Origin of the sequence: Flavobacterium aquariorum (assembly GCF_003254745.1) — a bacterium.
GTDB classification, from domain to species: domain Bacteria; phylum Bacteroidota; class Bacteroidia; order Flavobacteriales; family Flavobacteriaceae; genus Flavobacterium; species Flavobacterium aquariorum.
This window is the reverse complement of record NZ_QKXH01000001.1, coordinates 571,795-588,317: the sequence shown is the minus strand read 5'-3', so window position 1 is coordinate 588,317 and position 16,523 is coordinate 571,795. Positions and strand designations below refer to the sequence as shown.

Sequence of the window (16,523 nt, the reverse complement as noted above, 5' to 3'; positions counted from 1 at the left end):
TCAAAAACTGACAGGTTTTTTAATTTATTTCATTTAATGATTATTAAGGAGCCGGATCAGGAATAATGGCCTGAACAGCATCTATTTCTTTTAAAATATCATCGGAAAGTGTTACCTGAATTGTATCTATATTTTCTTTGAGTTGTTCCATTGTAGTGGCTCCAATAATGGAACTCGTCAAGAAAGGCTGTTGTTGTACAAAAGCCAGAGCCAGTTGCGTCAATGTCAATCCGTGTTTCTGTGCAATCTCTTGATAAAGTTTTGTTGCCTCAGTGGATTTTGCACTGCTGTATCTCGAATACTGCGGAAATAAACTCAGTCTTGCATTCGGATGGGATTCACCAGTTAAGAATTTCCCGGACAGAACACCAAAAGCCAAAGGTGAATAAGCCAACAATCCCACATTCTCACGAAGACAAACTTCGGCAGAAGCATTTTCGAAAAGACGATTCAATAACGAATATGGATTTTGAATGGTTTTAATTCTTGGTAAATTATTGTATTTGCTTTCTTCTAGAAAACGCATCATTCCCCAAGGATTCTCATTGGAAACTCCGATATGTTTTATTTTTCCAGCTTTAACAAAACCATCCAATGTTTCAAGAACAGCGTGAATATTATCTTCCCAAGCATCCTCTTGAACTTTGAAACCTCTTTGTCCAAAAAAATTGGTTTTGCGCTCCGGCCAATGCAATTGATAAAGATCCAAATAATCCGTTTGAAGTCGTTGTAAACTGTTGTCCAAAGCATATTGAAGACTTGCAGGGGAAAAATCCAATTTTTCACGCATATAACCAAAAATCGGACTTGGTCCAGCAATCTTTGAGGCTAGTACTACTTCTTCTCTTTTTCCGGTTTTCTTAAACCACGAACCTATTATTTTCTCGGTGCTCCCGTACGTCTCTTTTTTTCCTGGAATGGAATACATCTCGGCGGTATCAAAGAAATTGACTCCCTTTTCGAGTGCATAATCCATTTGGGCATGTCCTTCAGATTCATTATTTTGTTGCCCAAAAGTCATTGTTCCAAGGCATATTTTACTGACTTTTATATCAGTATTGGGTAAAGTAGTGTATTTCATTTTTTTTAAAGTCGCTAAGATTCTAAGAAACTAAGTTGTTAAATTTTGTTTGAAAGCAAAGATAAAAATTAGTTATTCGTTTTTAGTTCGGCTTTGCCTAATATTAACAAAAAAAGGTTCGACGTTTATACGCGAACCTTTTTTAAACTTAGTCTCTTCGTGACTTAGAATCTTAGCTTCTTCTTCCTAAAACTCATTCAACATTTTTGAAATTTCGTCCAATCTTGGAGTCAAAATAATTTCGATTCTACGGTTTTTAGCTTTTCCTTCAGCAGTGTTATTGGGCGCTAAAGGAGAATATTCACTTCTTCCGGCTGCCGTAAGATTTTGTTTGTTTACTTTTTTGTTTTCTCCCAAAATAGTAACGATAGCCGTAGCTCTTTTGGTAGAAAGATCCCAGTTATCAGCAATTGGTCCAGAACCTTCGTACGGGTCATTATCAGTATGTCCTTCGATCAATACCGAAATATCAGGATTATCTCCCAATACTTTCCCTACTTCAACAACCGCTTTTTTACCTTCGGTTCCTACAGCCCAACTTCCCGAATTGAAAAGCAGTTTGTTTTCCATAGAAACATAAACTTTTCCGTTTTTTTGTTCTACTGTCAAACCTTTGCCTTCAAAACCATTTAAAGCCTTAGAAAGTGTTTCTTTTAGTTTTTTCATGCTGGCTTCTTTGGCTGCAATTAAATCTTCCAGTTCTTTCAAGCGTTGGCTGCTTGCATTCAATTTTTCTTGTTCCAATGCTAGTGCTTTTGCTTTAGCATCCAGCTGCGCCAATAATTCACGATTCTTTTTCATGTTAGCTTCCAAAGCTTCGTTGCTGTTTTTTTCTAAAGCAGCATACGAATCCTGCATCACTTTCATTTTGTTTTTGACAGCCTCATAATCGGCTTGCACTTTGGCCAAGTTGGCGTTGGTGTCATCCAATTTGGATTGCAAAGTGGCTTTCTCTGATTCCAATTGTTTTTTGGATGCCAATAAAGCGGCATTTTCATCAGAAATGGCTCTATTTTCCTTTTTTAGATTGGCAAATTGGTTTTCAAGATCATTGTAGATTTTCTTGGAAACACAAGAAGTGGACAATGCCATAATTAAAAGTCCGATGGAAATTTTTTTAATCATTTTGTTAAGTTTTACTATTTATATGTGGTATTTGAGGTCAAAAGTTCTTGAAATACGGAATGCCCTAGCCCAGATAACAGTGGAAATCCTTGTTTGTGAAAAATCTATTTTTTTGTTGCTAGTGCAGAGCGACCAACGGAAGCTCCTGCAATGGCTTACAAAAAATGATTTTTGCAAACAAGATTGCAGCGGATAGCTGGATTAGCTCCTTATAACTTTCATTCTTTTTTATTTGCAATTGACATTGCCATTGATATTGAATTGTCCCTATTCTATTTCCACCAAAACCGGGCAATGATCAGAATGCATGGCGTCTGGTAATATAACGGCCCTTTTGAGTTTATGTTTTAGGGAGTCGCTCACTAAATTGTAATCGATGCGCCAACCTTTGTTATTCCCGCGAGCTCCGGCGCGGTAACTCCACCATGAATATTGATGTGGTTCGCTGTTGAAATGACGAAAACTGTCTACGAATCCAGATTTCATGAATTTATCCAACCAAGCTCTTTCCTCGGGTAAAAATCCTGATACATTTTTGTTTCTGATTGGATCGTGTATATCGATTGCCTCGTGGCAAATGTTATAATCTCCGCAAATGATTAGATTAGGGATTCCTTTTTTAAGTTCATCTATGTAGTTTTGAAAATCATCCATATACATAAACTTGTGACTTAAACGATCGCCATTGGTTCCCGAAGGCAGATACAAACTCATTACAGAGCAGTTGTCAAAATCGGCGCGAAGATTACGTCCTTCAAAATCCATATGCTGGATACCAGTTCCATAAACTACATTATTCGGTTTTATTTTGGAAAGAATGGCAACGCCACTGTAGCCTTTTTTGGTCGCTGGGTAATAATATTGATACGGATAGCCCGCAGCGGTAATGTCGGAAACGGGAATTTGCTCTTCGGTCGCTTTGATTTCCTGCAGGCAAATAACATCGGGATTGGCATGTTGCAACCATTCTATAAATCCTTTGGTGATAGCGGCTCTAATTCCGTTTACGTTGTACGAGATAATTTTCATTACTATAAATTTTTTTTAATCCGAAGTAAATTTTGACGAAAACTGGTTCTTAAAACCATTTTTTTATCTCAAATCCGGAAGATTATTTTTTCTGTGGAATTCAAAAGTAGTAAAAAGTAGAAAGATTGATTCAAAAAAAACCATAAAAAATGGAGTATTTTGCTATCTTTGTCTCTTGCTCAAAAAAGAAAAAATAAATGGGTTTAGTTACCGCGAAAGAAGTTGCAAAGACAATAAATACGGACAAGTACGGCGTTTTCGGTACTTTTTCGGGCTGGTTGTTGATGAAAGTTTTAAAGATTTCGACATTAAACAAAATATACGACCGCAACAAACATTTGAAAGAGCTACCGTTCTTGAATGCTATATTGGACGAGTTTCAAATTAAATTTGAGATTCCGGAAGAAGATTTTAAACGTTTACCAAAAGATGGCGCCTATATTACCATTTCAAATCATCCTCTTGGAGGAATTGATGGTATTTTGTTGTTGAAATTAATGCTTGAAAGAGAGCCCAATTTTAAAATCATAGCGAATTTTTTACTGCATCGAATTGACCCGATGAAACCCTATATCATGCCGGTCAATCCTTTTGAAAATCACAAAGACGCTAAGTCAAGTGTGGTAGGTATTAAGGAAACATTGCGCCACCTTAGAGATGGTAAACCATTGGGAATGTTCCCTGCCGGTGAAGTTTCTACTTATAAAGATGGAAAATTAGTAGTTGATAAAGCTTGGGAAGAAGGAGCCATAAAAGTAATTAGAAAAGCACAGGTTCCTGTGGTGCCTATTTATTTTCACGCCAAAAACAGCCGCTTGTTTTATTTTCTGTCCAGAATAAACGACACATTAAGAACGGCCAAATTACCATCGGAATTATTGACTCAGAAAGACAGAATTATTAAGGTACGCGTTGGAAAACCTATTTCTGTTGCCGAACAAAACGAATACGAATCGATTGAGGATTACACGGAATTCTTGAGAAAGAAAACCTATATGCTGGCCAATCCTTTTGAAAAAGAGAACAATTTTTTGAATACGGCTAATTTAATGCCTTCCAAAGCCCCTAAAAAAATTGTGACTCCGGCCAGTACCGACAAAATGATTGCCGAAGTGGAAGCTTTGAGAGTAGCCGACCTTCGACTTTTACAAAGTAAAAATTACGAAGTGTTTTTTGCCGAGGCCAAACAGATTCCAAATATTCTTCATGAAATTGGACGTTTGCGTGAGATTACTTTTAGAGAAGTTGGTGAAGGGACGAATGAATCTATTGACATTGACAAATACGACAAATACTATCGCCACCTCTTTTTATGGGATGATGACACCAAACAAATCGCGGGAGCTTACCGAATGGGATTGGGATCTCACATTTACCCTAAATACGGTATTGAAGGATTTTATCTGAATGGACTTTTTCGTTTTGAACCGGAATTGCACGACATGATGAGCAAATCTATCGATATGGGTAGAGCTTTTATCATCAAGGAATATCAGCAAAAACCAATGCCGTTGTTCTTATTGTGGAGAGGAATTATTCATACCACTTTACATTATCCGGAGCATAAATATTTATTGGGTGGAGTAAGTATCAGTAATCAATTTTCGGATTTTTCGAAATCATTGATGATTGAATTCATGAAATCGCACTATTATGACCCTTATATTGCACAGTATATCCATCCTAAAAAAGAATTCAAAGTCAAACTAAAAGATGCCGACAAGGATTTTATTTTTGATGAAGCGGAAGCTGATTTGAATAAATTCGACAAACTTATTGACGAATTAGAGCCAGGGATTTTAAGACTTCCTGTATTGATAAAAAAATACATCAAACAAAACGCAAAACTGGTTGCTTTTAATGTAGACCCTTTATTCAACAACGCTATCGATGGATTAATGTACATTCGAATTGCGGATATTCCAGAAAGCACTATGAAACCTGTTATGGAAGAATTCCAGGCTGAATTGGAACGCAAACTAAACGATAAAGAAGAGTAAATTTTAGATTGCAGATTTAAGATAACACATTATAAAAAAATCCCATTTCATCTTTTTTAAGACGAGATGGGATTTTTTTTTAGAGACTAATAGCCTTTAATTTTCGTATTCTTTAACGGCTTTTTTAAAACCGGCCCATTCTGTTTTTGTTAACAAATGTTTCTGGCTAGCTTTTTTCCCTTTTATATATTCAAGGATGTATTTGGCTCTTTCTTCCGATTCTGGATGAGAATTTACCCATGACAATGCACTTTCTAATTTATTGTCAAAAGACATTTCATATAGAAAATCTGCAAATGGTGCTGGATCAATTTTAGCCTTTAGCATGTATTCAACGCTGGCGATATCGGCTTCTTTCTCGAGAGAACGATCATAGGCCGACGATGATAAAGTATGCATAATCTCGCGAACAAGCTTACCATTATTATTACCCGTAGTAATTGACATCAGTACAGAAAAACCAACTTCTTTTGATAATTTTTTCATCACATGATTGTTCTCTATGTGAGCAATTTCGTGACCCAAAACACCAATTAAAGCCTGTTCGTTCTTCGATGCTTCAATCAATCCGGAATACACCACTAAATGTCCATCCGGCAACGCAAAAGCATTAACCTCATCTTTTTGTATAATATGCACTTTTAAGCTGTCACGCTCTATTCCGTTTTCTTTACACAATGGTTTTAATAATTTGTCCAACGATTTGGTAATCGAGTCATTTACTATTATATCTTCTGTCGTTTTTATTTGATCCCAAATCATATCGCCAACTCCTTTTTCGGTAGCACTTTTGGCTTTATCAATCTTAAAAAAAGTGATATAATCAATTTGAGACAACAAAAACCAAATCCCAAAGAAGACAACCACTATTGACAATCCTCTAAATAATGCTTTCATAATTGGTTTTGCAGATTAAATTAGTAATATCCGAAAAGAAATACATTTCGATATGATTCCCTTTTCTGGTTTGTGTGGCCAAATAAAGCGTGAAAATAAATTCAAGCAGATTAAAACCTACAATGGTAATTATGTAAGCAATATAATGGTTCGTTACTTCGGCGCCATCAAATACGATGGAAATAGTCCACCAAAATCCCACGGTATTAAAGAAAAACATACCTAATTGAGACAGTAGCGCCTGTGTACAGTGCCATTTTACAAAAGGTGTGCTTTTTCTATTTCCTAAATAAAAGAAAACGGATGCCAACAAATTCATTATAGGCAATGGTAATCCGCAAAGCACCACAACGAGCGACATCAAATAACTGTTGGATGCTCTTTCCAACTCGCTGTCGTAAGGTTTGTAATTAAATTTTTGTTTTGCGATCATAAGTGTTTGTATATATTCCAAACCCAATTGAGAATAACCAATACAATCAATGGAATGGCAATTTTTTTCTTCCTAATTAACTTCTCAGTCTTAATGTAAAAATTGTAAAAAGACTGTTTTTTTGCGACGGTATCCCAAATAATCCAGCCTGGAGAAACAACCATAATACCGGCAACTATTATTCCAAAAGGATTCAGAAACAACGACTTCACAATTTCCCCATTAAATAAATAGGAAACCGCTCTTGTCGTACCGCATGATGGACATGGTAAACTGGTTACTCTTTTAAACACGCAGACAGTCAAATCCAAACCTGAATTTTTCACGGGTGTTAATTTCAAAAAGAGTAACCAACTATAACCCAAAAAACAAGCAAATAAAATCAGTATATAAAGCTTGTTCTTTGACATATTTTAAAGAAATGCATTATTAAACGCAATTGTATTTTTTTCTTTCGTGGCTCCTTGAATCAAAAACCAATCCACAATTGCCCAAATCATAAAACCTCCACAAGTAAGTAACTTTCCAACACCCATTCCTGTATCGCCAATGTAAAAACGATCAATTCCATAAGCTCCTGCAAAAATCGAAATCAACAATGCGGTAGTTGGGTCTTTAAATTGGGTTAACTGCAATCTTTGCCATTGGCTTTCGTCTAAGCTCATTAATTTTTCTCGGATGGTATTTAGATGATGCCCTTCAAAATACTTAGAGTTCATCATCATGAACATGTCAACTTTTTGTGAATCCATTATAATAATTTGGTTTTTGGTTAATTCCCTACTCTATTTTGGATTTTCGGATACTCCATAATTCTGCTAATATATAAATATTAACAGAAATGTCTTATCATTAAAATAATTTATTTTGCTTTTATAATTTGCACAGAGCACAAAAAATCCCGTCTCGTCTTTTTAGGACAAAACGGGATTCATATTTCCTTATTTTTTTAAAACCAACCTTTCTTGCCGACCTGATAGGTTTGATAAAATTCTTCATCCGTTTTAGTCAAATAAATAATTCCTTCCACAAGGCCAATTATGCCACCAATTCCACAAGTAACAACACCTAAAATGAGTTGAATTATTCCTTCTTGCGTATATCCTAAAATAAATTTGTGAATCCCTAATCCTCCCAACACAATAGCTAAAACTCCAGCTAAAACTTTTTTATTTTCTTGAGGAATGGGCTGTGGGTTGTTCCAATCTTCTTGTTTTGAATTCTCCATAGTTGAAAATTAAATTTGTTAATTAATAGTCGTCTAATTTATAAAAAATATCATAAAATACTATTTTTTAAACAATTAAAAATCTTACAACTTTAATTTTTCCCATACAGGGCTTTAATTTTATCAACAATTACCTGTGCCAGCCTTTCATGACTTTCGTAGGTCCAACCTGCAATGTGTGGGGTTAATATCACTTTTCGGCCATCCAATAAATACTGAAAAGCGTCTGGTGTGTTTTTATCTTGAAATAATGTTTCGAAAGATAATTTTTCGTATTCCAAAACATCCAATCCTGCTCCAAGGACTTTTCCGGACTGCATGGCAGTAACCAAATCGGCAGTTATAATATTTTTTCCTCTTGAGGTATTGATAATCCAAATGTTTTTTGCGAAAGCATTGATAAAATCCAAATTTACCATCTTATCGGTTTCAGGGGTCCAAGGAACGTGTAAACTAAGCACATCTGTTTTTTGCTGCAATTCCTGTAGTGAAACTTGTCTGGCATTGGCATCACCCACATTTTCCTTGATGTCATAACACAATACTTCCACATCAAAACCGCGGAGTTTTTTAGCAAACGCTTTTCCCATATTTCCGTATCCTATAATTCCAACTGTTTTACCGTCGAGTTCGTACCCACGATTTTTCTCCCTGTTCCATTCACCTGACCGAATCTCGCTATCGGCGATGTTTAACTTGTTGAACAAGGACAATATCATTCCCAAAGTATGTTCGGCAACCGCATTACAGTTACCTTCGGGCGCGGCAATTAGTGCAATATTCTTGGAAGTTGCATAATCACAATCAATGCTTTCCAATCCAGCTCCTACTCGAGCAATGAATTGCAAATTGGTGGCTTTGTCCAAAAACTGTTTGTCAATTTTGAAACGGCTTCGAATAACAATTCCTTGGTAGTCTTGAATTTTGGCTTCGATTTCTTGTTTGGAAGAAGTAAAATCGGCGTGATTGATAAAACCTGCCTGTTCCAATTGTTCCCATAGAATGGGGTTATTGCTGTCAATATGAAGGATTTTGATGTCCATATAAAAGGATTGCTAAATTAGAGTCTCAAAATTAACTAAAAAATCACGGTTTATGGTTTGAAGCTAGAATAATTAACCTACAATGCTTAAATTAGCCATTTACTTTTAAAGCGAAATTTAAAGATGAAATTAACCAAAACATTTACTGCATTTTTCCAAAGCGAAAAAGCGAGTGGTCTATTGCTTCTTTTTGTAACCGTAGTCTCTTTATTACTGGCTAATTCATTAATTCAAAATGAATATATCGCTTTTTGGAACACTGAAATTGGACATCATTCCATTACACATTGGATCAATGATGGGTTGATGACGATTTTCTTTCTATTGATTGGTTTAGAATTGGAACGAGAAATCTATCATGGCGAATTGGCTAATATCAAAAATGCCATTCTTCCCATTTTTGGTGCTCTGGGCGGGATGATTGTCCCTGCTGGAATTTTTCTGGTATTGAATTACGGAACGCAAACACAAAACGGAGCCGGAATTCCGATGGCCACTGACATTGCTTTTGCAATAGGAGTCTTATCCTTATTGGGTAACCGGATTCCACCCTCGTTAAAAATATTCCTGACAGCTCTTGCGGTCATCGATGATTTAGGCGCAATTCTGGTTATTGCCATATTTTACACTCAAACTATTGCTTTTGACAACTTACTCTATGCCTTTATCATCTTGGCAATTTTATTCATCTTCAATCGACGAAAAGTGCATCATTTGGCTCCATACTTAATTGGAGGTGTTCTTATGTGGTATTTTATGCTGAACTCCGGTGTACATGCAACTATTACCGGTGTGCTATTGGCCTTTGTCATTCCGTTTGGAGATGGCGGAAAAAATACTGCTTCCTATAAATTGCAACATTTTTTGCATGAACCAGTTGCTTTCATTGTGCTTCCTTTATTTGCTATCGCCAATACCTGTATATCCATTAACACAGACTGGTACGAAGGATTGAGTCATGAAAATTCAATCGGAATTATTTTGGGGCTTGTGGTGGGCAAGCCATTAGGGATTTTGCTGTTTTCTTTCCTTGCCGTGAGTTTAGGTATTAGTAAATTACCTAGAGATCTAAAATGGAAAAACATTTTAGGCGCAGGAATGCTTGGAGGAATAGGATTTACGATGTCTATTTTCATAACCTTATTGGCTTTTAAAAACGATGGTGAAGAAGTCATAACTTATTCAAAAATAGCCATTCTTATTGCCTCTTTCCTATCTGGAACATTTGGGTTTTTGTGGCTAAAATTCACTTTTAAAGCTCCAATAAAATCGATTAAAATCAAATAAATAGGATAAAAAACGTGTTAAATAAATCTGAAAGAGAAATTTTATCCTTTCCTTTGTACATCCATTGATTACAGGTCTTGATTTAAAAAAACCTTGTAATACCGTTTGTTATTTCAAATTAGTCCAATAAAAATTGGACCAAAAGAAATATACAACGGCATTATACCAAAACAATTGAATTAAAGTATAATGATAAATGGTATAACAAAACATACAATGAAAAAAGTTTATTTTATACCCTTATTGTGTTTTGTCTTTTTGTTCCAAAGTTGCTTTGAAGTGATTGAAGAAGTTAAAATAAAAGACGACGGATCGGGACATTTTAATTTTGTAATTAATTTTAGCCAAAGCAAAACTAAAATCAATTCGGTTTTAAAGATGCAAAAAATCAATGGCTATGTCATTCCTTCCAAAGAGGAAATCAAAAATGAAGCCGCCAAACTGGAAGCACTTGCACAGAATACAGCCGGAATTTCCAATGTAAAAACCAATATCGACTTAACAAATTACATTTTTGCGATTGATTTAGATTTTCAAAAAATCACCAATCTCAATGCCGTTTTTTTAAAACTAAAAAACAGCAAAAAAATAAGTCCGACGATTGCCACGGACTATTTCACTTTCAATGACAAAAAGTTTATTCGCAGCCAAAAAATACCCATAAAAGCCCTATACGATAAATTGGAAAAAGCTGACAAGGAAGTTTTTCAAACCGCCAAATACACTTCTGTATACAAATTTGACTCAACCATCAAGTCCTTTTCTAATAAAAATGCGGTCACATCCAAAAGCAACAAAGCCATCAAACTTAACGGTTCCGTAATAAATGTGATTAACGGAAACGAAAAAATCGAAAATACAATCACACTCAACTAAATATAGATATGAAAAAATATTTCCTACTCCTAGCTATTTGTTTTTCCACAACAATACATTCTCAGGATCTAGCCAACAAAGTTCCAAACGACGCTCCCTTTGCCTTGTGTTTTAACGGCAAAAATCTAAATGACAAAGTAGCAATCAAAACCATTCAGGAATATCCATGGATGCAGGAGTTATTGGAAAAAGAATTAAAATTTTTACCAAAAGATTTAAGCCAAACAGGTATTGACTTAACAAATAAACAGTATCAATATTACATTAACAAAGACTCTGTGATGAGTTATGTTGTGTTGCTTCCGCTAAATAATCCTGCATTGTTCGAAAAATTGGTTCAAGCCAAATACGGAGACAGTCTTAAAGTAAAAAAACAAGGAACATACAACAGCGTTGCTACTTCAAAAACACATCATTTGGCTTGGAATGAAAAGTTCGCTGTTTTGGTGAATGCCACATTTTCCAGACCCAATAAAAATAATTATACTGAAACAGAACCATACGCTGATTTAACTAGCATGGATACAACAGGCGTTCTCGTAGATTCTGTAGCAGTTAACTATGACACGGCTACTCCTGCCTACGTCTCTGAAGAAACAAAACCAACTCCCGATCCTGAAAAGAAGAAAAATACCAAAAAAGGAAAAAGCAATAAGGGAAAGAAAATCAAAAAAGTAACGGAAGAACCCAAAATTGTTGAGCCAACCGAAGAAGAGATTTATGCTGCACAAGAAAAAGCCAATGCGGAACTGGAAGAAACCAACAGAAAATTATTGGAAATCGAATTAAGAAAAACCGATTCCATCGAAAGATTAAAAATCAATCCTGTTGTGGATTTGATTTTCAAAGAAGCTTTCGATTCCAAAACAGAAACGGCGGCAGAAAGCTCCGTAGTTTTTAAAAACAACAACCCTAAGTCTGACTTTTATATTTTCGCTGATTTGGACGCATTGACAACCCAGTTGTATTCTGGATTTGTAGGCACAAATTCCGCTTTGATGGGAATTTACAAAAATGGAATACTTAACAGTAATTTCCATATGAATGGTTATTTTGAAAAAGACAGGATTCGATTGAATCAGGTGATGACTCCCAAAAACGAAGAAACAAAAAAATCATATCAGGAAATATGTGATTCGAAAATTGATAAAAACCTTTTGAATTATATAGGCAATAATGTTTTGGGATATTACTCAATTGCGATGGATACACAAGCCATTATGAACTATGAATACAAAGTTTTAAAAAACACTTTGAATTCTGTTTACCAATCCTACTCCAAAGAAGCCAGCGGCAACGAAGCTGATGTTTTAATTGATGCCGTTGCGTTGTTTTTGGACGAAAAAGCCATTGCGGACCTCATTCCCGGTAATGCCATTTTCGTGCTTCATGATCTCAAAAAAGTACAGAGAGATTTCGTGAACATCGATTATGATGAAAATTATCAGCAAATAGAAACCAAAGGCACCAAAGATGAAATACAGCCTGACTTTACATTTCTTATGAATACGAGAAATGAATCATTTGTCAACAAATTGCTGCAGCTTCCTTTGAATAAAAGTAAATTTACCGCTACTGATTATCAATTGACCAACGGATATTACACCATTCATTTTGAAAAGGACAATCTGATCGAGAACTTATACATTGGAATGAAAAACGGCGTGGTGATGTTAACTACCTCAAAGATAAACGTAGAAAACCTTATTCAACAAACAGTAATGCCATTACAGGCTGATTTCAAAAAATCGATTTCAAAAAATAATTCGGCTGCCTGGTTTGATATTCAAAAAATAATTACAGCATCCAAAACGGAATTTAGCAAAGATGCCAAAAGCAATTACTATGACATTGCATTGAAAAATGCAGGAGAAATTACAGTGGAATCCAAATTCAAAAATGGCGCTATTGTTTCTGATGCATCGTACACCATTAAAGGGGAACATACTAATAGTTTACAGTATTTCTTTGATGTTATCAATGAATTATATACTGAAAGCAAAAAGGAAACAATCGTTACGGAATAAATCATGAAGAGCCTAAACAGCTATTTTTCTAAAATCGCCATACTTCTTATTGCCATTGGGAGTATGGCTATTTTGTATTGGTTTGGCTATCATAAAAAATTTGATCGAGAATGCATTCCCCAAAATGCCGATGGGATTGCAATGGTCGATATGAAAAATATTCGAAATTATTTTGTTTTTTCCTGCCTAAAAAACCCTTCCGAATGCCAATGGAGTAATAAAGATTCTGCATTCAAAGAACGTTTTAACCTTTCTAATTATGGAATAAAAATGTCCGATTATTTAGCTTTTTTCCATATTGAAAACCAACCAATTTCCCAATGGTTTGTTTCTGCCGAAATTGAAAATGAAACGGCATTTGAAAAAACAATGAACAAAGCTCATTTCCGTAAAGCCAAACTTCAAAATGGAATGGTCGCTTATTATTCTAATTCGATGAATCTTTGCGCTGTTAAGCGTTCAAGCCAAATTCTGATTTCCAACATTTCCGAACAACAAAAGCACATAGCGGTAAATATTGCCGAAGATTTATTTTTGAAAAAACTTTTTCTAAATGCAAAACAAATAGAAAAAACCATTGGCACACAAAATGCAGTAACGTTTTGGATCAAAAAAAACAGTTTGCTGGAAGAAGATGGAATTCTAAGTCTAAAATTGGAAAACAACAAAATAACAGTTGATGGACAACTGAAACTGAAGTATAAAAAAGAATCACAATTCCTTCAAAATCCAAATGCTTTGTTCTCTTTAGGTTTCGATTTCAAAATGATTCAAAATCAAAATATAATTAAACGTCATTCCGCCAAAATCAACAAAATTATCGGTTTTAATCTGGATTCGATTTTGGCTAACAATCCAACCAAAACTGAAATATTGCTAAATGGAATAGTTGAAAAGAAAGATTCCGCAATCAGTTATGACTATGATGATGATTTTAATCCGATAAAAAAAGTGGTTGTGCATACTAATCGTGAACCTTCATTTTACTTCTCAATGCAAACAGAGAATTCTAAAAAAGTATTTAATTATCTCAAAACTCAAAATGCCATTGACAATCGTAATGTATTCGTGAATTTTCCTTTGGCGACAACAAAAACTTCTATCCAAAATAATGCCTTAACATTGGAAGCAAATCCATTGAAAAACAGGATTTCAAAACCTTCTTCTTCTAAAATTGGATATTTACAGATTCATTTTAACAAGCTCCTTCCAAAAGATTGGCTTTACATTATTGCCAAAAATAAAAATTTTAAATTTTTAAAACCATTTGAAAGCTTTGAAATGGGACTTTCGAAAAAAAATAATGTTGGCCATTTTCGAGTAGATTTGAAAACAACGAAAGGAAAAAGCTTGATTTCGGTAATAAAATAAGTAAGCTTTTTTAAAAAAATTTTAAAAAAACCTTTAATCATATATTACATTTTTTTCTTACACCTTACGCAAAACTACGTGTTTTGTCGTGTTTTTTATCCCTCTCATATCGATTTCTATATATTTGTCGTTGTATTTTATCATTACAACAAGACAACAAAAATTCGAAATCATCTTTTATGGGAAACAATACGCTGACTAGGAGAGCTTTATTTACTAAACTACTAAAAAAGTTATTGGTAAGTGCCCAAGAAAAAGATCCTTTATTCGAAAAATACTCCCGTAAAATATACAATGGGCGACGTTATTCCTCTCTAACAAACCCCAAAAAAGATCTTACTGGCAAATCGGGTTCAGAAACCGAAAGAGTTACGAATGTCACAAGTGGTCTTGCGACTTACACAGGAACATGGTCGACTTCTGAAGCTTTGCATTTATTGAGAAGAACGGGTTATGGTTTCAAAAAATCAGATGTAGATACTTTATTGGGACTTTCAATGACCCAGGCGGTTAATCTCATTTTAACCGTTGACAACACTCCTCCTGCTCCTCCCGTAAATCATTATAATAATGAAAACCCAGACGAAAACGGGCTTCCTTATGGTGCAGATTGGACCAATGATGCTTTTGTAACCAATGATATAGGTGGAGACACTAATGGCAATCGAACTTCAGGTTTAAGTTCGTGGTCTTTGGGTCTTGCTTTCAATCAAGACATTACTATCAGGGAAAAAATGACATTGTTTTGGTATCATTTTATCCCAGTGGATTTTGAATTTGTAAAGCAGTCCTCCAATGAATTTTGCAATACCAATTCGGCTCGAATTTGTTATAAATACATGAAAATGTTTCGTGATAATGCCACGGGAAATTACAAATCCCTGATTCGCAACATGGCTACCCAACCGGCAATGATGTTTTATCTGAACAACCAGGCCAATACCAAATCAGCACCAGATGAAAATTTTGCCCGTGAAGTTATGGAACTTTTTACTTTGGGAAAAGAAGAAGCCAGTCAATATACTGAAGCCGATGTTATTCAAGCCGCCAAAGTTCTTACCGGATGGAGAGTACAAGATTTGAATACCACATCAGAAGCCACCAATTTTGTCGATAAACTACACGACACGAGTACCAAAAAATTTTCATCGTTTTTTAATAATAATGCGATTGCCAATACCGGCGCGGGAGAATTGGATTTGTTTATTGATATGATTTTCTCCAAATCAAAAGTAGTTTCCGAGTACATTTGTCGCCGGCTGTATCGTTTCTTTGTTTATTATGATATTGATGCTAATATAGAAGCCAACGTAATTGTTCCTTTGGCTCAGCATTTTGTTGCCAATAATTGGAATATTTTACCTGTTCTAGACAAATTATTTAAGAGCGAACACTTTTTTGATATGGCCAATCGCGGAGTTTATATCAAATCGCCATTAGACGTTATTGTGGGTACCATGCGGACTTTCAACCTCAACTATAATGTGTCTGATGCTAACAATTATGAAGCACAATACGATCTTTGGAATACTTTCAATTATGCCATGTACGACATGCAACAAGCTATGGGATCAATTCCCAATGTTGCAGGCTGGCAAGCATTTTATCAAAAACCTTCTTTTCATGAATATTGGATCAATTCCAATTCGATTCAAAGGCGGTATGGATTGATCGAGTATCTTTTTTATGGTTTTGACATCGAAAAAAATGGCTTAACAACCCGAATGGAAGTCGATGCTATAGCCTTTGTTAAACAATTTCCAAATGCGACTTGTGAAGATCCAAATTTATTGGTTAGCGAATGCATCAACTATTTGTTGCCAATAGATTTGAGTATTACTGCCAAGAATGCAATTAAAACACAAACGCTTTTAACAGGTCAAGCCTCTGATGGCTATTGGACCAGCGCATGGAAAACCTACCAAAGCAATCCCAACGAGATGACCGAATCAATTGTAAAAACAAGAATACGAAGTTTATTATTAACGATTGTTGAACTTGCCGAATATCAGTTAATGTAGCTTTTTTGAAGTGACTAAGTTTCTGAGTTGTTAAGATTCTAAGAGATATACAGACTTGTTAAAATCAAAAATAGAATTTAGAAACAAGTACCTTTTTTCAAAAAA

The 16,523-nt window shown here is 35.0% G+C and carries 15 protein-coding genes; 6 read left to right on the top strand and 9 right to left on the bottom strand.

Features of this window, described 5'->3' with window-relative positions; all coding sequences use genetic code 11:
* Positions 1–43: 43 nt before the first annotated feature.
* The 3 genes from DOS84_RS02495 to DOS84_RS02485 form a co-directional block, all read right to left on the bottom strand.
* A complete protein-coding gene (locus DOS84_RS02495; protein WP_111408521.1) occupies positions 44–1,081 on the bottom strand; it encodes an aldo/keto reductase in 1,038 nt (345 codons plus the stop codon).
* A gap of 186 nt (positions 1,082–1,267) precedes the next feature.
* Positions 1,268–2,206 (bottom strand): OmpA/MotB family protein, encoded by a 939-nt coding sequence (locus DOS84_RS02490; protein WP_111408520.1) that lies wholly within the window; start codon positions 2,204–2,206, stop codon positions 1,268–1,270.
* A gap of 267 nt (positions 2,207–2,473) precedes the next feature.
* The gene (locus DOS84_RS02485) at positions 2,474–3,235 is read right to left on the bottom strand and encodes an exodeoxyribonuclease III (RefSeq protein WP_111408519.1); all 762 of its coding nucleotides are present in this window, start codon (positions 3,233–3,235) and stop codon (positions 2,474–2,476) included.
* A gap of 197 nt (positions 3,236–3,432) precedes the next feature.
* On the opposite strand from DOS84_RS02485, the gene DOS84_RS02480 reads away from it, so the two are divergent.
* Positions 3,433–5,235, top strand: coding sequence for a GNAT family N-acyltransferase (locus DOS84_RS02480; protein ID WP_111408518.1), 1,803 nt, complete (start codon positions 3,433–3,435; stop codon positions 5,233–5,235).
* A 96-nt stretch (positions 5,236–5,331) separates the two neighbouring features.
* Here DOS84_RS02480 and DOS84_RS02475 read toward each other — a convergent pair whose 3' ends face one another.
* The 6 genes from DOS84_RS02475 to DOS84_RS02450 all read right to left on the bottom strand — a co-directional run bounded on the left by DOS84_RS02475 (position 5,332) and on the right by DOS84_RS02450 (position 8,836).
* Positions 5,332–6,132, bottom strand: a complete 801-nt coding sequence (locus DOS84_RS02475) for a M48 family metallopeptidase (protein ID WP_111408517.1) — start codon at positions 6,130–6,132, stop codon at positions 5,332–5,334.
* Positions 6,116–6,565: a magnetosome magnetite crystal formation protein family gene (locus DOS84_RS02470; protein WP_111408516.1), complete on the bottom strand. Its 450-nt coding sequence runs from the start codon at positions 6,563–6,565 to the stop codon at positions 6,116–6,118. Before DOS84_RS02470 ends, DOS84_RS02475 begins: the two co-directional genes overlap by 17 nt.
* Positions 6,562–6,975 (bottom strand): DUF2752 domain-containing protein, encoded by a 414-nt coding sequence (locus DOS84_RS02465; protein ID WP_111408515.1) that lies wholly within the window; start codon positions 6,973–6,975, stop codon positions 6,562–6,564. The genes DOS84_RS02470 and DOS84_RS02465 overlap by 4 nt, the downstream gene beginning before the upstream one ends.
* 3 nt (positions 6,976–6,978) lie before the next feature.
* Entirely contained in the window at positions 6,979–7,317 is a 339-nt protein-coding gene (locus DOS84_RS02460; RefSeq protein WP_111408514.1) for a TM2 domain-containing protein, read from the bottom strand.
* A 197-nt stretch (positions 7,318–7,514) separates the two neighbouring features.
* A complete protein-coding gene (locus tag DOS84_RS02455; RefSeq protein WP_111408513.1) occupies positions 7,515–7,793 on the bottom strand; it encodes a TM2 domain-containing protein in 279 nt (92 codons plus the stop codon).
* Positions 7,794–7,885: 92 nt separating this feature from the next.
* Entirely contained in the window at positions 7,886–8,836 is a 951-nt protein-coding gene (locus tag DOS84_RS02450) for a 2-hydroxyacid dehydrogenase (RefSeq protein WP_111408512.1), read from the bottom strand.
* A gap of 123 nt (positions 8,837–8,959) precedes the next feature.
* Between DOS84_RS02450 and nhaA the strand changes: the two genes are divergently transcribed.
* The 5 genes from nhaA to DOS84_RS02425 all read left to right on the top strand — a co-directional run bounded on the left by nhaA (position 8,960) and on the right by DOS84_RS02425 (position 16,418).
* Positions 8,960–10,123, top strand: a complete 1,164-nt coding sequence (gene nhaA, locus DOS84_RS02445; RefSeq protein WP_111408511.1) for a Na+/H+ antiporter NhaA — start codon at positions 8,960–8,962, stop codon at positions 10,121–10,123.
* A gap of 216 nt (positions 10,124–10,339) precedes the next feature.
* Entirely contained in the window at positions 10,340–10,999 is a 660-nt protein-coding gene (locus DOS84_RS02440; protein WP_124020613.1) for a hypothetical protein, read from the top strand.
* Between the two features lie 8 nt (positions 11,000–11,007).
* Positions 11,008–13,026, top strand: coding sequence for a hypothetical protein (locus DOS84_RS02435; protein WP_111408509.1), 2,019 nt, complete (start codon positions 11,008–11,010; stop codon positions 13,024–13,026).
* Between the two features lie 3 nt (positions 13,027–13,029).
* Positions 13,030–14,397, top strand: coding sequence for a hypothetical protein (locus tag DOS84_RS02430; RefSeq protein ID WP_124020612.1), 1,368 nt, complete (start codon positions 13,030–13,032; stop codon positions 14,395–14,397).
* Positions 14,398–14,576: 179 nt separating this feature from the next.
* Positions 14,577–16,418, top strand: coding sequence for a DUF1800 domain-containing protein (locus DOS84_RS02425; protein ID WP_111408507.1), 1,842 nt, complete (start codon positions 14,577–14,579; stop codon positions 16,416–16,418).
* Positions 16,419–16,523: the final 105 nt, after the last annotated feature.